Genomic DNA, 20,491 nt, shown 5'->3' with positions numbered 1-20,491 from the left:
ATTGACGCTCCTTTTTGTTTACTACAGAGGTATTGTAATACAAATCTTGGTACCATGATTGATGTTTGAATGTATATCCATATCACCATTTAATAAGTGTGTGCGTTGCTTTAAATTTCGCAAGCCATTAGATACGGTCGTATCTATCGTTTGCATATCAAAACCTTGACCTTCATCGCTTATTAATATCACCAATGCTTCTTCATCTTGTGATAATTTTAAATAAACATCAGGTGTATGTGCATGTTTCTGAACATTATTCAACGCTTCCTGAATTATTCGATATACATTTTCTTCTATTTCATTTGACAAATCAATAAGACCATCTACATATATATCTAAATTCAATCCAAGGACATTACTATAGTGACGAATAGCATGAACGATTCCATGTTCTAGTCCTACGGGTTTAAGTTGCCAAATTAAAGCTCTCATCTCATTGACAGCATTTTGGCTTGTGTCTTCAATTGTCTTTAATACATTGATAGCAATAGCATCATTTGTCATGTGTTGTGCAGCATGTGCAGTTAATTTTAAGGAAAATAACATTTGATTAACAGAATCGTGTAAATCACGTGATAAACGATTGCGTTCATTCAATTTAGCCGTTTCTTTTTCTTTATCCGTAAGTAAAATACGTTTGATAGCAGATCCAATTTGAAAAGCCACAGATTCTAATAATTCAAGGTCTTCTTCACTGTAATGATCTTTGTTTGGAGACGCTACATTGAGTAGTCCAAATCGTTCATTACCAGATTGAAGTGGCACAGTTGCATGATGTGTGATACTTTCAGTCTCTCGGTGATATGCTTGATTAGCCAAGTTAATTCTGGAACAATTTATGATGTTTTAAGCTTTAGTTAATTTATGATTCTGATAAGCTTGCACACACCAACATGTTCTTTCTCTCATAAAATGACAATCATTTTTTGTAAGTGCACCTGGTAAATCAACTGCTGATACAAGTTCATGCTGCCCTTTTTCATTAATATAAAATATCCAACCAGTTGTAAAGTCACTTCCATTTATGAGAGAACGAAGTCAGCCTTGCATCATGCTATACAATTCAGTTTCTTCATTCAAAAATTCTGCTATCTCTTTAAGTAATACAAGTCTTGTCGGTTTCTCCATTTTATCGCCTCAAAATTATACATAATAAATTCATTATACATCGCATAAGTTTATTTTTAAAATTGCATTCATTTATGGATACCTCACTTTCTATGTTCAAAAAATATAGTGTTAAAAAAATTTATGATATGATAATACTGAATCTATAGGAGGAAATTATGAAATTTACGATACCTGAACAATATCATCAATATACATTAAGCGAAATTTTTCAAGAACTTAAATTACCAAAAAAAGATTTACATAATCTCAATATGTCAAAAGACATTTTAATTAATAATCAACAAGCCAAATTAACCGACAAAGTTACAACTGGAGATAACGTTGAATTACCTACGCCAATAGAAAAAAGTAATTATCTATCTAGTTATCGTTATGCACAAATGCATTATGAAGATGACGACTTGGCAATTGTTATGAAACCCAAAGGAGTTAAAACACATCCTAATGATTTAAAAGAAAGCAACACATTGATGAATCACGTCATTTATACAGTTAATAGTGATTACGTAGAGCCCATACATCGCTTAGACCAAGAAACGATAGGTTTACTTATTGTCGCTAAAAACCCTATCATGAAAAAGATTTTAGATCGTATGTTAGAAGGTAATGAAATCACCCGTATATATAAGGCAAATGTCAAAGCTTTACTACCTATTAAACCTCAAACGATTGACATGCCTATCTGTAAAGATAAATTTCATCCAAATAAACGTAGAATTTCTAATACCGGTCAACGTGCGATTACACATATATTAAATTCACAAATGATCAAAGAAGGCGTATGTCAGCTAGATATAAAACTAGATACAGGTCGAACACATCAAATACGTGTACACCTCGCTGAAATTGGACATCCAGTAATTGGTGATCTTTTATATGGTGATTCTACTTTGCGTCAGTTAGAGTTGAATAGTTATAAAATTGAATTTATTCATCCTCTAACTAAAGAAACTATTTCTATAAGTTTAGATGATAACTAGTTATAAATTAGGATAAATGCACATCAATGACTAAAAAAGCGATAGAAACATTATGTTCTGTTTCTATCGCTTTTTATTTTGCTATCTAATCTTATTAATGAGGATCTACCATGTCTTCTGGTTTGATCCATTCTTCAAACTGTTCTTCAGTTAAATAGCCACTTTGTATAGCTGATTCTTTAAGTGTTAAGCCGTCTTTATGTGCTTTTTTAGCAATCTGTGCTGCTTTTTCATACCCAATATATGGATTTAATGCTGTTACCAACATTAATGATTGATTTAAATAATTATTTATATTTTCTTCAATTGGTTCAATACCTACTGCACAATTGTTGTTGAATGTTTTCATACCATCTGCTAATAAGTAAATTGATTGTAAGGTATTATGCAAAATGACTGGTTTAAACACATTTAATTCAAAGTTACCTTGTGAACTAGCAAATCCGACTGCAGTATCATTTCCCATGACTTGTACTGCAACCATAGTTAACATTTCACATTGTGTTGGATTAACTTTACCTGGCATTATAGATGATCCTGGTTCATTTTCAGGAATAGAAATTTCAGCTAACCCTGCTCTTGGTCCTGAAGCTAACCATCTGACATCATTAGCTATCTTCATTAAACCAGCAGCCAAAGCTTTCAGCGTTCCATGTAATTGAACAACTTCATCATGAGATGTTAAAGCATGGAATTTATTTTTAGAAGACTCAAACGTATAACCTGTATTTTCAGAGATGTATTTAGCTACTTTATTGCCAAATTCTGGATGAGCATTGATACCAGTGCCAACAGCCGTACCACCTATAGCTAAGCTTAAAATATGCTTTTTAGATTCAGATAGTAGTTCTTCACATTTATCTAACATATAACGCCATCCACTAATTTCTTGGCCTAGTTTAATAGGAGTTGCGTCTTGTAAATGCGTACGTCCAATCTTGATAATTGATTGAAATTTGTCTTCTTTTTCTTTTAACGTATCGCGCAAATTCTTTAAAGCTGGTTCTAACTTAGTTTCTACTTCATGAAATAATGCTACATGCATTGCAGTTGGAAATGTATCATTAGAACTTTGAGATTTATTTACATCATCGTTAGGATGAATAGTTACTTCACTGTGATGTTCTTTTAGGTATTCATTAGCAACATAACTCACTACTTCATTTACGTTCATGTTACTTTGAGTACCACTTCCTGTTTGCCACACTACTAAAGGAAAATGCTCATCTAATTCCCCTTTTAAAATACGATCACAAGTACAGACAATGGCATCTTTTTTTTCATCACTTAACTTACCTAATTCATGATTCGCTAGTGCAGCACCTCTTTTTAACTGTGCAAACCCATACACCACTTCAATTGGCATGTGTTCTTTACCGACAGGAAAATTACGTTTACTACGCTCTGTTTGAGCACCCCAGTACTTATCAGCTGGCACCTCTATTTCTCCAAAAGTATCGTGTTCGATTCTGACTGACATTTGTATCTCTCCCCTTATTGTTATTAGTTTAATTGTAGTATAGCACTATTCAATTTAGATGGGCAATGAAGAAGTAAAACGGTTTCATACGAGTTGTTAGCATTCATTGTATATATTTTTTAAAATATCTATAATATCAAATAGCATTTATTTAAATAATTAAACAAGTAGAAAAGATAAATTAAAATACAGCAGTTCCTTTTTAAATTTAAATCTTCAATAATAGTTACATATAATCAAAGTACATCTATAAAATAGTTTTAAATAATAAACATCATTGACATAAAAAGCTCTAAGAAAATTTCTTTTTATTAGAAATCTCTTAGAGCAGTACGTTTTAAATAAATTAAACTACATGATTAGGGTAAGGTTAACTATGAGTTTGTCTATACTTATTTTTCGTTGCTTGTACAATTGCGATTGCAGTTAAAATAAATAATATCACGCTTATAATCATCGTAACTGGACTAATAGTAATCAAAAACCCTAAAAATCCAGTTAAGCGACTATAAAAACCGTTAAGTGTATATATAAGAACAACGGTTATCAATAAACAACAAACTACACTAATAATTACACCAATTTGATTGCTTTTTATAAATGTTTGTGCATTAACGTCATCGATAAGCCCTTTAGATAAATTTAATTGTAACTGAACTATTTTAAATAATAATGGCAAATAAAGGGCGCCTAAAGCAAGTGGAAAAGCTTTAATTGATATCAAACTTACGATAATAGTTAATATCACTAAATGTATCCAATATTTTCCTAACATTATTTCAATCTCCTTGTGTTAATCAACAGTAAGTATCATACCATAATCATAGAGCATTAAAATATAAAATCTTTATAGTTACATAAAAAAGCTCTAACAAATCAACATATCAGTGATTCATTAGAGTATTTTTTGTATTAGTTAGTTTTATCAGAACAAATCTCATCATGAGATTGATTAACTTTATCTTCATCATTCTTCTCAGAAATATGTTCCATCTCTTTACCTAATTCTTTTAAATCATCTAAATCTGTTACCATTGCATTTTCTTCTTCATGATAATTTAATTTAGAATTCTTTTTATTCGACATATATAAACTCCTCACAAACTTAGTTTATGCAAAACGCGCTGTGAAGTACTCTTTAACATCTTCAGGTAAACCTTCTGCTGATTCTTTATCTAAAATAACATTGACCATACGGTGTGCTTTTAAATCAGCTGGTTCATAACTAGATTTGCCATTCTCGCGATATAATTTTTCAACAACATCACGTTTTTGACTGCCTGTAATGATAAGGAAAATTTCTCTAGCTTCCATCAACCCTTGGCGTACATTAACGTCTAATTTTCCATTTTCATCAATTGATAATACTTGTAAAATAAGTTTACCTTTATTTTCTTTCGTTTTCATCTTGTCTGAAATAAATCCAATTGCATCTTGATCATAAGAAATTGAATACACTTGACCTTCTGGAACTCCTAATGTTTCATAGTAAGAACGATTATTATCATAATCTAAAATGTTAATTTGACTGAAATCAACAGCATGGCAGTCGACATTTTTTTTAAGTTCATCAAGAACAGGTGCATGTTCTTTATCTAAATGAAACCCTGCAATTGTCGTAGGATTATTATTAAATTGTTTGCGAATAATATCAGCAGCGTATTCTGCTACTCTATCATTATTATCAAATACTTTAAAGTTCATTGCCATTTTATACTACACTCCTCTAAGTTTGCTCTTTTTTTATAGAATGGTCGATATTTATTTACAATTATACCCTTTTAAACAACTTATCAAACCATTTATTTTAATATTGGTATCTTGTAAACTAATATAACATGTCTAGATGAGGTTATACATTCACTACGAATATAAACCTACTGACTAAAACAGATTAGGAAATCCTTGTTGTTTAAGTGCCTCATAAATTAATAAAGCAGCTGTGTTCGACAAATTAAGTGATCTAATTTTATCACTCATTGGAATTCTTAACGCAGTATCTGCATATATTTCCTTAACCCAGTCTGGAAGACCAGTAGTTTCTTTACCAAAGATAAAATAATAATCTTCTTTAGTGTTTGAGAAATCAAAATCACTGTATATTTGTTGACCAAACTTTGTTAATAAGTAATATTTCCCTTCCGTACTTTCAAAAAATTCTTCAATACTTTCGTGATATGTAATATTTACGTGTTCCCAATAATCCAATCCTGCCCGTTTTAACATTTTATCTTCAGTACTAAAACCAAGTGGCTTTATAAGATGCAAATGTGTTAAAGTACCGGCGCAAGTACGCGCAATATTGCCAGTATTTGCAGGTATTTCAGGTTGAAATAACACGATGTGATTGGTCATTTTAATTCTCTCCTCATCTCCAAGCCTTTTGTCATTTCGACTTGTACTTCTTTCTTTTTCATAATTTTTATCAATAAATGACTGAGCGCCTTCTCCTAAAATTTGCCCAATAGCCCAATAAGCTGTGCCTCTAATCATTGGTCTTGGATCATTAAGAGCTACTTCTTTTAACTCTGGAATTGCACTTTCTTCTTTAAAATGAGCTAATGCTATAATAGCATTTCTTTGTATACGTTTCTTACCACGCCATGCACCAGCTAAATGTCCATAAATTTTTTTAAATTCTTTGTTAGTCATTTGAAGTAATGGTACTAACCGTGGTTTTAATATTTCCGGTTCAAGAACGATATCGTCATGTTGCGTATCAATGCCTTTATTTTTAGGACAAACTTGCTGACAAGTATCACAACCATATAAACAATTTCCAATTTTGTATCGATATTCATCTTGAAGATAACCTTTTGTTTGAGTTAAAAAACTAATACATTTTTGACTGTTAAGTTGACCATTTCCAACAAGTGCACCCGTCGGACAGCGATCAACACATATTGTACAATCACCACAACTATCTAAAATAGGATCATCAGGTTCAAAAGGAATGCTCACCAACGTTTCTCCAAGATAAGTCCAAGTGTCTAAGTCTGGTGAAATAACAAAGCCATTTCTACCAACAAAAACCCAATCCTGCTCGTTCTGCAACTGCTCTATCTGATAAAACACCAGTATCCACCATCGATTGAATTTCAACTTCAGGTACTCTGTTTCTGATAAATTCACCTAGTTGATCTAATCTTCTACGCATTATTGAATGATAATCTTGTCCCCATGATGCCCTAGCAAACATGCCACGTCTATTACCTCTAACGCTTTTTGGCGCTCCTTTTAGTTTATTAGGATATCCTACTGCTATTGCTATTATTGAACGCGCTGTGGGTAAGCTCAATTTGGGCTCAGTACCCAATGCAATATCTGATTCTTCAAAGCCAGAAGCATAGCCATTTGCATGATAATTCTCTAACTTCTGCTTTAGTTCATCAAATGGGTCTGCTGTTGTAAAACCAATACTATTTATATCGATTGAATGAGCAAAGTCTTTAATTTCTTTTTTTAATTGCTTGTTATTCACAAGCTTTGCCCCCTCACTAAAAATTACATATGTTATTTTAACATATATTGAAGGTTCTTAGCTTTTCAAGGTTTGTTTTTATTAAAAAAAAGACGTACATCTCATACGCCTTTTACAAAATCTATTTATAAAACCCTCGCTAAAAAATTTTGAGTTCTTTGATGTATTGGATGTTCAAAAATATCATTTGGAACACCAGATTCCACTACTACACCATCCGCGCCATAAATACAAGTTTATCACTGACTTCTTTTGCAAAATTCATTTCATGTGTAACGATAACCATTGTCATACCTTCATTAGCTAAATCTCTCATGACTTTTAAAACGTCTCCTACTACTTCAGGATCTAAAGCAGATGTTGGTTCATCAAACAATAAGACATCTGGTTCCATTGCTAAAGCTCTTGCAATTGCAACTCTTTGTTTTTGACCACCAAATAATTGGCTTGGAAACGCATTTGCTTTACCTTTAGTCCAACTTTATCTAATAAATGTAGCGCTCGGTCTTGAAGTTTTACTTTATCACCTTTATTTAAAAGCACGGGTGCAAGCATAATATTCTCAATTACTTTTTTATATGGAAATAAATTAAAATTTTGAAACACCATTCCCATTTTTTGTCTTAACTCATCTAGATGTGTATCTTTTCTAGTCTAGTTAAATCATTACCTTCAAAAATAACTTGACCCTTCGTAGGAGTTTCTAGTAAGTTCATACATCTTAATAATGTACTTTTCCCACTACCAGATGGTCCAATAATCGCAACAATCTCTCCTTTATGAACTTCTAAATTAATATCTTTAAGTACCTCATTATCACCAAATTTTTTATTTAAATTCTTAATTTTAATCACTGACTCTCATTCTCCCTTCAACATAACTCATTAATCGAAATAAGGCGTAAGTATGAAGTAAAGTATTGCCGCTATTAGTAACGGTGTAAAAGGATCAAATGAAATACCTTGCACAACTTGAGCATTAAACATTATTTCTCCAACCCCAATAGTAGAAACAATGGATGATTCTTTTATTAAGGTAACGAATTCATTACCTAAAGCTGGTAAAATATTTTTAACTGCTTGAGGCATCACTACAGCCTTCATTGTTTGACTATAATTCAATCCCAAACTTGTTGCTGCCTCAGTTTGACCTTTATCGACAGCATTGATTCCTGCTCTAATAATTTCAGCGATATAATAGGAGAATTTTTAGGAACTGCAATACACGTCGGTTTCTTTTCTTCATTAAATTTCACGTTAGCAAAGTCTAAATCCGGATTTTGTTTTGAATAGGCTTCAGCTACAGGTTTTTCAATTACAACACTAGAAACTTTACCACTTTTTAATGCTAATATGACATCTGGAAGCCTGCTTAATGACGTTACCTCACTATCATTTATTTCTGTCTGAGCAATTTTTTCTTGTTTTGTACTTTTTTGTGCCCCAACTTTTTTACCATCAAAATCTTTGATACTATGATAATTATCCTTATCTGCTTTTTTTATTAGCATAATATTGTTTGTTAGCATATAAGGCTTTGTAAAATCAACTTCTTTTTTACGCTCTGGATTTGTAGTCATGCCAGATATAATAACGTCGATTTTACCTGTCTTCAATGCACCTAAAAGACTGTCAAATTGCATATTAACAATTTTTAATTTCAAATGATTATCTTTTGCAATTTTCTTTGCCAGCTCTATATCAACACCTGCATATTCCGTTTTACAGTTCACCGTTTTTTCGAATTCAAGTGGTGCATAATCCGCAGATAAACCAACTCTTAGTTCCCCACGTTTTTTTTATATTCTTTCAATTTACATCTTCGTCCGCACTAGCAATTGGATTTATGTATAGTATTGCATAGCTTACTAAAAAAGTGATGATGAATATCATTTTAAAAAATCTTTTTATACTTATATAGCTCAATTAATAATTATACACGATAAATAATATTTATACAACAAGATTTCTGAAAATTCAATATAAAAAGCACCACTCCTAATTTAACAAGGAGTAGTGCTTCAATCATTAATGTTATTATTCTTTTGAAATTTCAAACTTATAAATTTCATCGTTATAAGAACCGATAAACTTTTTGCATAATTGATGAACCATAAATCCACCAGCAAATGGTACAATAAAAAACCCGATTACTAATAAGATAATATTTGTTGTAGGATCACCTGACATACGATTGAGCGCATTTATTGGTCCAACAAAACCAGTGTAACCAAAACCTGCAGACAATGGTGTACCTTTAATATTTAATAAAAATGCCACTATACCGCAAATAATACCATTGATAACTAATGGTATAGCAATGATTAGATGCTTTAAATATACCGGTATCATCATTTTTGCTGCACCAATAAGCAACACAATATTAACTCCTACAGAATTGACTCTTAAAGAGCCAAAAAGGAAAGTCACGCACGCTGCAACTATTCCCATGTTAGCTGCCCCACTACCTAATCCAGATAAATGAATAGCTGTGGCAATAGCTACCAAAGAGATAGGCGTAACCATTAATAAAGAAAATGTTATACATATCAATATTGACATAATCAATGGATTGAATTCAGTAAACTTACTAACAAGTCTACCAATTGATTTCGTAATCACTTGTACATAAGGTAATGTAAATAAACCTATTAAACCGCTAACTACTGGAACTAATACAGGAACTATAATCATTTCTAAAGAACCCAATTTTCCTTCTAAGAACATATATATAAAACAAGCTATCATAACTACTAAACTTACATTTATAATATCGCCAATACCTTTTAATTCAATTGAGTGACCATTAAAATGCACAGCACCTGACCCAAGCATTGCAGATATACCTATAATCGCAGCTCCCGCACCTTTAAATTTAAATTGATGTGCAGCTAAAACACCTATTATAAAAGCCATAAAAGATTGAATAATTGTGACCAATTGAAAGATTGTTTCTAATAGATGGTTACCCTCTTTAAAAAATTTCAATAGTTCACCTAATAAAGCATTAGGCAAAAGCGCAATGACTACACCAGCCCCTACCGCATTTAAAATATTATTAAAAAAACTCTTACTATTTACTTGCGAGTTACTCATTATAAACCTCCAAATACTACATTAAATTAATAGTATTATAGATAAAGTAGATAAACAATAACTTATTAATAAAATTATTTGCGTTTATCTAAAAATGAACTTTAAATCAAGAAGTTGTCAAATTTCATGAAAAAAATTGAGTTATTTTTAGCCATTTTCATCTCAAATTCTATGATTTAAAACCAACTTATAGTTGACTAACAATCTAAATGAAATATGTATATGTATTTAAAAGTTAACTCTAAAGTTTTAAACTGGATAAAAACTTATAAAAGATATTGTCTACGGTATTTTTCTTTTTACCAAAATTTTGAAAAATAGCGGCCAGTGAGTATTTCACCAACCGCTAAAATATAAAACTTACAGTTATAAAGTACAAGATTCAATCTAACTTTATAATTGCAGATTTATACTTATGCTGATTTATCGTTAAGAACTGTATTACTTTCCTGTATATCTATAACTGGAATATTGTTTCTCAAAAATTGTTGAACGAAATCATTGATATATACGCTAGAATTGTATTTGTTATCGACACCACCCCAATGAATACCAATTAATTCATGTTTACTATTAAATACAGGAAATCCTGAGTTCCCTCCAACTGTACTTAAATCATATCTTAATTCTTCTCCACCGATATAAGTGATTTTACCAATACTTTCCCACATCGTTGCCAGAGGTTTATCTCCAGGATAACCAGTAACTGTAATATCTTCGTTAATTCTAGTATCATTATTATTGCTTACTTTGGCTGGTTTAACAACATCTCCAATATGTTGACCATTTTGGTTAGGAGATACTTTTAAAATTGCTAAATCACTATTTCCAGGATATTGTATAATTTCTTGACCTACAAATTTTCCATTTGGATAATCTCTCTCGTTTTTAGCAGAAGGATGAACATTTATGTTTTGTGGATTACCATGTGCACCATTAGTAAGTCGTGTTAAAAACTTGATGCCAATTATTATTCGGGAAAATAACACTTGGATAATTTTTAGCTTGACTTGGTTGAATATTTTTATGCGATTGAGTAATATCTAGAACATTATTCTGGCTAGGTTGATGTAAAGTATGGTTTTGTGAATGATGAGTTTCACTCTCATAAGAAGTATTAATGAGAGTCGTCGTAGCTAGTGTCACCATTGCAATTGAACACATTGATAAAAACTTTTTTTCATTTTAAAACCTCCTAAAATTTTAAATATTCATTATAACTTTTATAACATCTATTATAATCAAAATATATATTATATGTGTTAACTATTGTTTATAACTGCCTAATTATACATTAATATTTCTTAAATATTATATTAATATATATTTTGGTATTAAAAATATTAATATATAAATAATATACTTTTGAGTACATATGAATTTACTTAGTATAACAATTGGTGTCAAAAGCAATCAAATCCTGATATGTCTATGAAGACAAATGTGTATATCTATGTTAAGAACTGTTTCGTTATGATTTTAAGTTTTCATATATGATAGTTACAATACATTAATAAAACAAAAAATTTTCAATAATTCATATAAAATAATTAAAACTTAGTAATTTTTTAGTTTGTGACATAGATGTGGCATAAAAATAAATCCTAAATGTGTCTAAAAGTTTCTAAAAAAATATAAAATTATACCGGTGGTCGGGATCGAACCGACACTCCAAAAAGGAACAGGATTTTGAGTCCCGCGCGTCTGCCAATTCCGCCACACCGGCCCAATACATAAATAAAAAACTTCCCCCTATGGAAGTGAATAATGGAGCGGAAGATAGGACTTACACCTATACCTCGTTCCGGGAAGGAACGTGTTCTGAAAATTGAACTACTCCCGCATATATTAATTGGAGCGGAAGATAGGATTTGCACCTATATCTCATTCCGGGAAGGAATGTGTTCTAAGAGTTGAACTACTCCCGCATATATAACCTGGAGGCGGCAACCGGATTTGAACCGGTGATAAAGGTTTTGCAGACCTCTGCCTTACCACTTGGCTATGCCGCCAATAACTGGGCTAGCTGGATTCGAACCAGCGCGTGACGGAGTCAAAGTCCGTTGCCTTACCGCTTGGCTATAGCCCATTAATCATAAGGGCGGTTGAAGGGAATCGAACCCTCGAGTGTCGGAACCACAATCCGATGCGTTAACCACTTCGCCACAACCGCCATGGCAGGGGCAGTAGGAATCGAACCCACATCAAAGGTTTTGGAGACCTCTATTCTACCGTTGAACTATGCCCCTATTCAGATATGGTGGAGGGGGGCAGATTCGAACTGCCGAACCCGAAGGAGCGGATTTACAGTCCGCCGCGTTTAGCCACTTCGCTACCCCTCCATGGTGCCGGCCAGAGGACTTGAACCCCCAACCTACTGATTACAAGTCAGTTGCTCTACCAATTGAGCTAGGCCGGCAACAAATATGGTTCAGGACAGAATCGAACTGCCGACACATGGAGCTTCAATCCATTGCTCTACCAACTGAGCTACTGAACCTAAATAATAATTCGTAATGGCGGTCTCGACGGGAATCGAACCCGCGATCTCCTACGTGACAGGCAGGCGTGTTAACCGCTACACTACACGACCTATAAAAGATAATATTGCGGGAGGCGGATTTGAACCACCGACCTTCGGGTTATGAGCCCGACGAGCTACCGAACTGCTCCATCCCGCGATAATAATAATGGCGGAGGAAGAGGGATTTGAACCCCCGCGGCCCGTTAAGGCCCTGTCGGTTTTCAAGACCGATCCCTTCAGCCGGACTTGGGTATTCCTCCACTATTTATAGGCAAATCGCTACTATAATTCTAAAATGGCGGTCCCGACGGGAATCGAACCCGCGATCTCCTGCGTGACAGGCAGGCGTGTTAACCGCTACACTACGGGACCATCAAAAAACGGAGGAAGAGGGATTCGAACCCCCGCGAGCCGTTAAGCCCCTGTCGGTTTTCAAGACCGATCCCTTCAGCCGGACTTGGGTATTCCTCCAAAATTATATGGACCTTGCAGGACTCGAACCTGCGACCGAACGGTTATGAGCCGTTAGCTCTAACCAACTGAGCTAAAGGTCCTAAATATAATTCTACAACTAATAGTAGTGGCGGTGGAGGGGATCGAACCCCCGGCCTCACGGGTATGAACCGTACGCTCTAGCCAGCTGAGCTACACCGCCGTTATGTAGTTTGTAAATTTTAATAATGGTGGAGACTAGCGGGATCGAACCGCTGACCTCCTGCGTGCAAAGCAGGCGCTCTCCCAGCTGAGCTAAGCCCCCAAAAAAAATGTACTATCGGGAAGACAGGATTCGAACCTACGCCCCCTTGGTCCCAAACCAAGTGCTCTACCAAGCTGAGCTAATTCCCGTAGAATAAACGCGCCCGATAGGAGTCGAACCCATAACCTTTTGATCCGTAGTCAAACGCTCTATCCAGTTGAGCTACGGGCGCATTATTAAATAAATATGGTGCCGAGGACCGGAATTGAACCGGTACGGTGATCTCTCACCGCAGGATTTTAAGTCCTGTGCGTCTGCCAGTTCCGCCACCCCGGCAAAATAATGGAGCGGAAGACGGGATTCGAACCCGCGACCCCCACCTTGGCAAGGTGGTGTTCTACCACTGAACTACTTCCGCATATGCGGGTGAAGGGATTCGAACCCCCACGCCGTAAAGGCGCTAGATCCTAAGTCTAGTGCGTCTGCCAATTCCGCCACACCCGCGTAAGTAATGGTGAGCCATAGAGGATTCGAACCTCTGACCCTCTGATTAAAAGTCAGATGCTCTACCAACTGAGCTAATGGCTCAAAAGATGGTGCCGGCCAGAGGACTTGAACCCCCAACCTACTGATTACAAGTCAGTTGCTCTACCAATTGAGCTAGGCCGGCTATCAATGGTGGAGAATGACGGGTTCGAACCGCCGACCCTCTGCTTGTAAGGCAGATGCTCTCCCAGCTGAGCTAATTCTCCGAATATAATTTGCCTGGCAACGTCCTACTCTAGCGGAACGTCAGTCCGACTACCATCGGCGCTAAGGAGCTTAACTTCTGTGTTCGGCATGGGAACAGGTGTGACCTCCTTGCCATTGTCACCAGACAAGTGAATGTTTATACATTCAAAACTAGATAGTAAGTAAGGTTTTGTGTCGCAAAACATTTTTATTTGATTAAGTCTTCGATCGATTAGTATTCGTCAGCTCCACGTGTCACCACGCTTCCACCTCGAACCTATTAACCTCGTCATCTTCGAGGGATCTTATAACCGAAGTTGGGAAATCTCATCTTGAGGAGGGCTTCATGCTTAGATGCTTTCAGCACTTATCCCGTCCATACATAGCTACCCAGCTATGCCGTTGGCACGACAACTGGTACACCAGAGGTATGTCCATCCCGGTCCTCTCGTACTAAGGACAGCTCCTCTCAAATTTCCTACGCCCACGACGGATAGGGACCGAACTGTCTCACGACGTTCTGAACCCAGCTCGCGTACCGCTTTAATGGGCGAACAGCCCAACCCTTGGGACCGACTACAGCCCCAGGATGCGATGAGCCGACATCGAGGTGCCAAACCTCCCCGTCGATGTGAACTCTTGGGGGAGATAAGCCTGTTATCCCCGGGGTAGCTTTTATCCGTTGAGCGATGGCCCTTCCATATGGAACCACCGGATCACTAAGTCCGTCTTTCGACCCTGCTCGACTTGTAAGTCTCGCAGTCAAGCTCCCTTATGCCTTTACACTCTGTGAATGATTTCCAACCATTCTGAGGGAACCTTTGAGCGCCTCCGTTACCTTTTAGGAGGCGACCGCCCCAGTCAAACTGCCCACCTGACACTGTCTCCCACCACGATAAGTGGTGCGGGTTAGAAAGCCAACACAGCTAGGGTAGTATCCCACCAACGCCTCCACATAAGCTAGCGCTCACGTTTCAATGGCTCCTACCTATCCTGTACAAGCTGTGCCGAATTTCAATATCAGGCTACAGTAAAGCTCCACGGGGTCTTTCCGTCCTGTCGCGGGTAACCTGCATCTTCACAGGTACTATGATTTCACCGAGTCTCTCGTTGAGACAGTGCCCAAATCGTTACGCCTTTCGTGCGGGTCGGAACTTACCCGACAAGGAATTTCGCTACCTTAGGACCGTTATAGTTACGGCCGCCGTTTACTGGGGCTTCGATTCGTGGCTTCGCAGAAGCTAACCACTCCTCTTAACCTTCCAGCACCGGGCAGGCGTCAGCCCCTATACATCACCTTACGGTTTAGCAGAGACCTGTGTTTTTGATAAACAGTCGCTTGGGCCTATTCACTGCGGCTCTTCTGGGCGTAAACCCTAAAGAGCACCCCTTCTCCCGAAGTTACGGGGTCATTTTGCCGAGTTCCTTAACGAGAGTTCGCTCGCTCACCTTAGAATTCTCATCTTGACTACCTGTGTCGGTTTGCGGTACGGGCACCTGTTATCTATCTAGAGGCTTTTCTCGGCAGTGTGAAATCAACGACTCGAGGAAACAATTTCCTCTCCCCATCACAGCTTAGCCTGATGAGTGCCGGATTTGCCTAACACTCAGCCTTACTGCTTAGACGTGCACTCCAACAGCACGCTTCGCCTATCCTACTGCGTCCCCCCATCGATTAAAACGATACTAAGTGGTACAGGAATATCAACCTGTTATCCATCGCCTACGCCTGTCGGCCTCAGCTTAGGACCCGACTAACCCAGAGCGGACGAGCCTTCCTCTGGAAACCTTAGTCAATCGGTGGACGGGATTCTCACCCGTCTTTCGCTACTCACACCGGCATTCTCACTTCTAAACGCTCCACATGTCCTTGCGATCATGCTTCAACGCCCTTAGAACGCTCTCCTACCATTGTCCGAAGGACAATCCACAGCTTCGGTAATATGTTTAGCCCCGGTACATTTTCGGCGCAGTGTCACTCGACTAGTGAGCTATTACGCACTCTTTAAATGATGGCTGCTTCTAAGCCAACATCCTAGTTGTCTGGGCAACGCCACATCCTTTTCCACTTAACATATATTTGGGGACCTTAGCTGGTGGTCTGGGCTGTTTCCCTTTCGAACACGGACCTTATCACCCATGTTCTGACTCCCAAGTTAAATTAATTGGCATTCGGAGTTTGTCTGAATTCGGTAACCCGAGAGAAGCCCCTCGTCCAAACAGTGCTCTACCTCCAATAATCATCACTTGAGGCTAGCCCTAAAGCTATTTCGGAGAGAACCAGCTATCTCCAAGTTCGATTGGAATTTCTCCGCTACCCTCAGTTCATCCGCTCACTTTTCAACGTAAGTCGGTTCGGTCCTCCATTCAGTGTTACCTGAACTTCAACCTGACCAAGGGTAGATCACCTGGTTTCGGGTCTACGACCAAATACTCAACGCCCTATTCAGACTCGCTTTCGCTACGGCTCCACATTCGCTGCTTAACCTTGCATCAGATCGTAACTCGCCGGTTCATTCTACAAAAGGCACGCCATCACCCATTAACGGGCTCTGACTACTTGTAAGCACACGGTTTCAAGTTCTCTTTCACTCCCCTTTCGGGGTACTTTTCACCTTTCCCTCACGGTACTGGTTCACTATCGGTCACTAGAGAGTATTTAGCCTTAGGAGATGGTCCTCCCAGATTCCGACGGAATTTCACGTGCTCCGTCGTACTCAGGATCCACTCAAGAGAGAATACGTTTTCGACTACAGGATTATTACCTTCTTTGATTCATCTTTCCAGATGATTCGTCTAACATGTTCTTTTGTAACTCCGTATAGAGTGTCCTACAACCCCAACAAGCAAGCTTGTTGGTTTGGGCTCTTCCCGTTTCGCTCGCCGCTACTCAGGGAATCGATTTTTCTTTCTTTTCCTCCGGGTACTAAGATGTTTCAGTTCTCCGGGTCTGCCTTCTGACATGCTATGAATTCACATGTCAATAACATGACATCACTCATGTTGGGTTCCCCCATTCGGAAATCTCTGGATCAACGCTTACTTACAGCTACCCAAAGCATATCGTCGTTAGTAACGTCCTTCATCGGCTTCTAGTGCCAAGGCATCCACCGTGCGCCCTTAATAACTTAATCTCTGTTTTCGCTCAACTTTAAGTCAATCGCTTTCATATGGCTTCGTTTCCATTCGTTACCTGAAAAACGATTTCTTTTAAAGTTTAAAACAAAAACACGTTATTAATCTTGTGAGTGTTCTTTCGAACACTAGCGATTATTTATGAATTCAAGCTTATTTAAAACTCTATTCACTCGGTTTTGCTTGGTAAAATCTTTACTTACTTATCTAGTTTTCAATGTACAATAAAAATGGTGGAGACTAGCGGGATCGAACCGCTGACCTCCTGCGTGCAAAGCAGGCGCTCTCCCAACTGAGCTAAGCCCCCAAAATATGTAATTAATAAATGGTGGGCCTAAGTGGACTCGAACCACCGACCTCACGCTTATCAGGCGTGCGCTCTAACCAGCTGAGCTATAGGCCCATTTTCACTTGAATGATAATAAACATTCAAAACTGAATACAATATGTCACGTTATTCCTCATCTTCTACGAAGATATTCCGAATATATCCTTAGAAAGGAGGTGATCCAGCCGCACCTTCCGATACGGCTACCTTGTTACGACTTCACCCCAATCATTTGTCCCACCTTCGACGGCTAGCTCCAAAAGGTTACTCCACCGGCTTCGGGTGTTACAAACTCTCGTGGTGTGACGGGCGGTGTGTACAAGACCCGGGAACGTATTCACCGTAGCATGCTGATCTACGATTACTAGCGATTCCAGCTTCATATAGTCGAGTTGCAGACTACAATCCGAACTGAGAACAACTTTATGGGGTTTGCTTGACCTCGCGGTTTCGCTGCCCTTTGTATTGTCCATTGTAGCACGTGTGTAGCCCAAATCATAAGGGGCATGATGATTTGACGTCATCCCCACCTTCCTCCGGTTTGTCACCGGCAGTCAACTTAGAGTGCCCAACTTAATGATGGCAACTAAGCTTAAGGGTTGCGCTCGTTGCGGGACTTAACCCAACATCTCACGACACGAGCTGACGACAACCATGCACCACCTGTCACTCTGTCCCCCGAAGGGGAAAACTCTATCTCTAGAGGGGTCAGAGGATGTCAAGATTTGGTAAGGTTCTTCGCGTTGCTTCGAATTAAACCACATGCTCCACCGCTTGTGCGGGTCCCCGTCAATTCCTTTGAGTTTCAACCTTGCGGTCGTACTCCCCAGGCGGAGTGCTTAATGCGTTAGCTGCAGCACTAAGGGGCGGAAACCCCCTAACACTTAGCACTCATCGTTTACGGCGTGGACTACCAGGGTATCTAATCCTGTTTGATCCCCACGCTTTCGCACATCAGCGTCAGTTACAGACCAGAAAGTCGCCTTCGCCACTGGTGTTCCTCCATATCTCTGCGCATTTCACCGCTACACATGGAATTCCACTTTCCTCTTCTGCACTCAAGTTTTCCAGTTTCCAATGACCCTCCACGGTTGAGCCGTGGGCTTTCACATCAGACTTAAAAAACCGCCTACGCGCGCTTTACGCCCAATAATTCCGGATAACGCTTGCCACCTACGTATTACCGCGGCTGCTGGCACGTAGTTAGCCGTGGCTTTCTGATTAGGTGCCGTCAAGACGTGCATAGTTACTTACACATTTGTTCTTCCCTAATAACAGAGTTTTACGATCCGAAGACCTTCATCACTCACGCGGCGTTGCTCCGTCAGGCTTTCGCCCATTGCGGAAGATTCCCTACTGCTGCCTCCCGTAGGAGTCTGGACCGTGTCTCAGTTCCAGTGTGGCCGATCACCCTCTCAGGTCGGCTACGCATCGTTGCCTTGGTAAGCCGTTACCTTACCAACTAGCTAATGCGGCGCGGATCCATCTATAAGTGACAGCAAGACCGTCTTTCACTGTTGAACCATGCGGTTCAACATGTTATCTGGTATTAGCTCCGGTTTCCCGAAGTTATCCCAGTCTTATAGGTAGGTTATCCACGTGTTACTCACCCGTCCGCCGCTAACGTCAGAGGAGCAAGCTCCTCGTCTGTTCGCTCGACTTGCATGTATTAGGCACGCCGCCAGCGTTCATCCTGAGCCAGGATCAAACTCTCCATAAAAAATTATGATGTTTGATTAGCTCATAAATACTAATAGTTTGTAACGTTTCGTTACTGTTTATTGGAATTAACGTTGACATATTGTCATTCAGTTTTCAATGTTCATTAACACTTACAACACATTATTGTATCAAAATGAATTCATTAAGTCAAGAATAATTTTTTTATTTTATTTCTTGTTTGTTCTTAATTAATTCAACAAATAATATCTTATAGTGTTTATCGTGAAAATTCAATAGTCAAAATTACACTTTATTAATATCTGCTTAATGCTTTTTACTTTAAGTTTTCAATTAATTAATCTGTTTTTGACGACTTTTATATATTACCAAGTTATCTTGTTATCGTCAATAAATATATCAAAGTTTTTATGTTCAAAATTACTTTATGAGTGAATTTATTTCTTCATTAAGAAGAATAGATTTATAAAGTGTAAATAGAATGTTTTGATAATAGAGTTTAAACTTATATTATTCACACTATTAAAAAGAAACATAAATTAAGAGGTATCGACAAGAATTATTTAAGTCTCAAGATCAATTTGTTGATATATCTTGAACCTCTTCAGACTAGTCCTCAGTTTGATTGAGACTAGTATCTTTTTTCTTTATCGAAACCTCTTGGTTTTACAAGTTTATGACTTTTCGCTTTCCTTACATTCTTTACATATGCCATAAATCTCCATACGATGATGCGTTACATCGAAATCAGTAACGTGTTGAGCTAATTGTTCAACTTCATCTAATTGAGGATAATGGAAATCTACTATTTTTCCACACTTTTCACAAATAATGTGGTAGTGATTATTAGTATTAAAGTCAAATCTACTCGATGCATCGCCATATGTTAATTCTTTTACTATACCAATGTCTTTAAAAACTCTGAGATTGTTATATATTGTCGCAACACTTATATTAGGAAAATCAGGTGAAAGAGCTTGGTAAATCTCATCAGCTGTTGGATGTGAATGTGAAGAAATAAGATAGCGAATGATTGCTTGTCTTTGTGGAGTTATACGAATTCCAGCTTTTCTCAAAGAAGCAATTGATTCTTCAAGTTCATGTTCTATTGACTCTAATTCCGCACTCATTGAATTCACCATCTTTCTAATTAATAATAATTATTACTTGATACTAATATAACTGTTGCTATAAATAAATGTCAATAAGTACGTGTAGTTTTCAA

At 37.6% G+C, this 20,491-nt stretch carries 8 protein-coding genes, 28 tRNA genes, 3 rRNA genes and 5 pseudogenes; 1 reads left to right on the top strand and 43 read right to left on the bottom strand.

Features of this window, described 5'->3' with window-relative positions; all coding sequences use genetic code 11:
- Positions 1–21: 21 nt before the first annotated feature.
- Positions 22–1,131, bottom strand: a pseudogene (locus DYE57_RS04805) (GAF domain-containing sensor histidine kinase).
- A gap of 158 nt (positions 1,132–1,289) precedes the next feature.
- Here DYE57_RS04805 and DYE57_RS04800 point away from each other — a divergent pair.
- The gene (locus DYE57_RS04800) at positions 1,290–2,114 is read left to right on the top strand and encodes an RluA family pseudouridine synthase (protein WP_115313058.1); all 825 of its coding nucleotides are present in this window, start codon (positions 1,290–1,292) and stop codon (positions 2,112–2,114) included.
- A gap of 94 nt (positions 2,115–2,208) precedes the next feature.
- On the opposite strand, the gene fumC is transcribed toward DYE57_RS04800, so the two are convergent.
- The 42 genes and pseudogenes from fumC to perR all read right to left on the bottom strand — a co-directional run bounded on the left by fumC (position 2,209) and on the right by perR (position 20,396).
- Positions 2,209–3,594 carry a class II fumarate hydratase gene (gene fumC, locus DYE57_RS04795; protein WP_115313057.1) on the bottom strand — a complete coding sequence of 462 codons (1,386 nt, stop codon included), beginning with the start codon at positions 3,592–3,594 and terminating at the stop codon, positions 2,209–2,211.
- Between the two features lie 370 nt (positions 3,595–3,964).
- Positions 3,965–4,369, bottom strand: a complete 405-nt coding sequence (locus DYE57_RS04790; RefSeq protein WP_115313056.1) for a hypothetical protein — start codon at positions 4,367–4,369, stop codon at positions 3,965–3,967.
- Positions 4,370–4,506: 137 nt separating this feature from the next.
- Positions 4,507–4,680 carry an SAS053 family DNA gyrase inhibitor gene (locus DYE57_RS04785; RefSeq protein WP_115313055.1) on the bottom strand — a complete coding sequence of 58 codons (174 nt, stop codon included), beginning with the start codon at positions 4,678–4,680 and terminating at the stop codon, positions 4,507–4,509.
- A gap of 24 nt (positions 4,681–4,704) precedes the next feature.
- The gene (locus DYE57_RS04780; RefSeq protein WP_115313054.1) at positions 4,705–5,304 is read right to left on the bottom strand and encodes a 6-phosphogluconolactonase; all 600 of its coding nucleotides are present in this window, start codon (positions 5,302–5,304) and stop codon (positions 4,705–4,707) included.
- Between the two features lie 174 nt (positions 5,305–5,478).
- Positions 5,479–5,949, bottom strand: a complete 471-nt coding sequence (gene trmL, locus DYE57_RS04775) for a tRNA (uridine(34)/cytosine(34)/5-carboxymethylaminomethyluridine(34)-2'-O)-methyltransferase TrmL (protein ID WP_115313053.1) — start codon at positions 5,947–5,949, stop codon at positions 5,479–5,481.
- A pseudogene (gene queG, locus DYE57_RS04770) lies at positions 5,946–7,075 on the bottom strand (tRNA epoxyqueuosine(34) reductase QueG). The gene trmL and the pseudogene queG overlap by 4 nt, the downstream one beginning before the upstream one ends.
- Positions 7,076–7,200: 125 nt before the next feature.
- A pseudogene (locus DYE57_RS04765) lies at positions 7,201–7,929 on the bottom strand (amino acid ABC transporter ATP-binding protein).
- Positions 7,922–8,985: pseudogene (locus tag DYE57_RS04760) on the bottom strand (ABC transporter substrate-binding protein/permease). Before DYE57_RS04760 ends, DYE57_RS04765 begins: the two co-directional pseudogenes overlap by 8 nt.
- Positions 8,986–9,111: 126 nt before the next feature.
- On the bottom strand, positions 9,112–10,170 hold the full coding sequence (locus DYE57_RS04755) for a PTS sugar transporter subunit IIC (RefSeq protein ID WP_115313052.1): 1,059 nt from the start codon (positions 10,168–10,170) through the stop codon (positions 9,112–9,114).
- A gap of 413 nt (positions 10,171–10,583) precedes the next feature.
- Positions 10,584–11,334, bottom strand: a pseudogene (locus DYE57_RS04750) (trypsin-like serine peptidase).
- 479 nt (positions 11,335–11,813) lie between these two features.
- Positions 11,814–11,896, bottom strand: a tRNA-Leu gene (locus DYE57_RS04745).
- 42 nt (positions 11,897–11,938) lie between these two features.
- A tRNA-Gly gene (locus DYE57_RS11830) sits at positions 11,939–12,013 on the bottom strand.
- Between the two features lie 10 nt (positions 12,014–12,023).
- Positions 12,024–12,098, bottom strand: a tRNA-Gly gene (locus DYE57_RS04740).
- A gap of 10 nt (positions 12,099–12,108) precedes the next feature.
- Positions 12,109–12,182 (bottom strand) — tRNA-Cys (locus tag DYE57_RS04735).
- A 5-nt stretch (positions 12,183–12,187) separates the two neighbouring features.
- Positions 12,188–12,259: transfer RNA gene (locus DYE57_RS04730), tRNA-Gln, on the bottom strand.
- 11 nt (positions 12,260–12,270) lie between these two features.
- Positions 12,271–12,343: transfer RNA gene (locus DYE57_RS04725), tRNA-His, on the bottom strand.
- Between the two features lie 2 nt (positions 12,344–12,345).
- A tRNA-Trp gene (locus DYE57_RS04720) sits at positions 12,346–12,419 on the bottom strand.
- 9 nt (positions 12,420–12,428) lie between these two features.
- Positions 12,429–12,512, bottom strand: a tRNA-Tyr gene (locus DYE57_RS04715).
- A 1-nt stretch (position 12,513) separates the two neighbouring features.
- Positions 12,514–12,589 (bottom strand) — tRNA-Thr (locus DYE57_RS04710).
- Positions 12,590–12,597: 8 nt separating this feature from the next.
- Positions 12,598–12,670, bottom strand: a tRNA-Phe gene (locus DYE57_RS04705).
- A gap of 17 nt (positions 12,671–12,687) precedes the next feature.
- Positions 12,688–12,763 (bottom strand) — tRNA-Asp (locus DYE57_RS04700).
- A gap of 14 nt (positions 12,764–12,777) precedes the next feature.
- A tRNA-Met gene (locus DYE57_RS04695) sits at positions 12,778–12,851 on the bottom strand.
- A gap of 10 nt (positions 12,852–12,861) precedes the next feature.
- Positions 12,862–12,954, bottom strand: a tRNA-Ser gene (locus DYE57_RS04690).
- Positions 12,955–12,990: 36 nt separating this feature from the next.
- Positions 12,991–13,066, bottom strand: a tRNA-Asp gene (locus tag DYE57_RS04685).
- 9 nt (positions 13,067–13,075) lie between these two features.
- A tRNA-Ser gene (locus DYE57_RS04680) sits at positions 13,076–13,165 on the bottom strand.
- Between the two features lie 9 nt (positions 13,166–13,174).
- A tRNA-Ile gene (locus tag DYE57_RS04675) sits at positions 13,175–13,248 on the bottom strand.
- Between the two features lie 27 nt (positions 13,249–13,275).
- A tRNA-Met gene (locus tag DYE57_RS04670) sits at positions 13,276–13,349 on the bottom strand.
- A 26-nt stretch (positions 13,350–13,375) separates the two neighbouring features.
- Positions 13,376–13,451: transfer RNA gene (locus DYE57_RS04665), tRNA-Ala, on the bottom strand.
- Between the two features lie 15 nt (positions 13,452–13,466).
- Positions 13,467–13,540: transfer RNA gene (locus DYE57_RS04660), tRNA-Pro, on the bottom strand.
- A gap of 9 nt (positions 13,541–13,549) precedes the next feature.
- Positions 13,550–13,623 (bottom strand) — tRNA-Arg (locus DYE57_RS04655).
- A 15-nt stretch (positions 13,624–13,638) separates the two neighbouring features.
- Positions 13,639–13,727: transfer RNA gene (locus DYE57_RS04650), tRNA-Leu, on the bottom strand.
- Between the two features lie 7 nt (positions 13,728–13,734).
- Positions 13,735–13,809, bottom strand: a tRNA-Gly gene (locus DYE57_RS04645).
- A 3-nt stretch (positions 13,810–13,812) separates the two neighbouring features.
- A tRNA-Leu gene (locus tag DYE57_RS04640) sits at positions 13,813–13,895 on the bottom strand.
- Positions 13,896–13,903: 8 nt separating this feature from the next.
- Positions 13,904–13,979 (bottom strand) — tRNA-Lys (locus DYE57_RS04635).
- Between the two features lie 6 nt (positions 13,980–13,985).
- A tRNA-Thr gene (locus DYE57_RS04630) sits at positions 13,986–14,061 on the bottom strand.
- A gap of 6 nt (positions 14,062–14,067) precedes the next feature.
- A tRNA-Val gene (locus DYE57_RS04625) sits at positions 14,068–14,143 on the bottom strand.
- An 11-nt stretch (positions 14,144–14,154) separates the two neighbouring features.
- A 5S ribosomal RNA gene (gene rrf / locus DYE57_RS04620) occupies positions 14,155–14,269 on the bottom strand.
- Between the two features lie 66 nt (positions 14,270–14,335).
- A 23S ribosomal RNA gene (locus DYE57_RS04615) occupies positions 14,336–17,257 on the bottom strand.
- Positions 17,258–17,489: 232 nt separating this feature from the next.
- Positions 17,490–17,565 (bottom strand) — tRNA-Ala (locus DYE57_RS04610).
- A 19-nt stretch (positions 17,566–17,584) separates the two neighbouring features.
- Positions 17,585–17,661, bottom strand: a tRNA-Ile gene (locus tag DYE57_RS04605).
- A 94-nt stretch (positions 17,662–17,755) separates the two neighbouring features.
- A 16S ribosomal RNA gene (locus DYE57_RS04600) occupies positions 17,756–19,306 on the bottom strand.
- Together the 16S, 23S and 5S rRNA genes with 28 tRNA genes alongside form the textbook arrangement of a ribosomal RNA operon.
- A gap of 634 nt (positions 19,307–19,940) precedes the next feature.
- Positions 19,941–20,396, bottom strand: a complete 456-nt coding sequence (gene perR, locus DYE57_RS04595) for a peroxide-responsive transcriptional repressor PerR (RefSeq protein ID WP_115313051.1) — start codon at positions 20,394–20,396, stop codon at positions 19,941–19,943.
- Between the last annotated feature and the right edge of the window lie 95 nt (positions 20,397–20,491).

The organism is Staphylococcus saccharolyticus (genome assembly GCF_900458815.1).
GTDB classification, from domain to species: domain Bacteria; phylum Bacillota; class Bacilli; order Staphylococcales; family Staphylococcaceae; genus Staphylococcus; species Staphylococcus saccharolyticus.
Note: the sequence above shows the minus strand (reverse complement) of the source record. Positions and strands in the feature narration are given on the sequence as shown.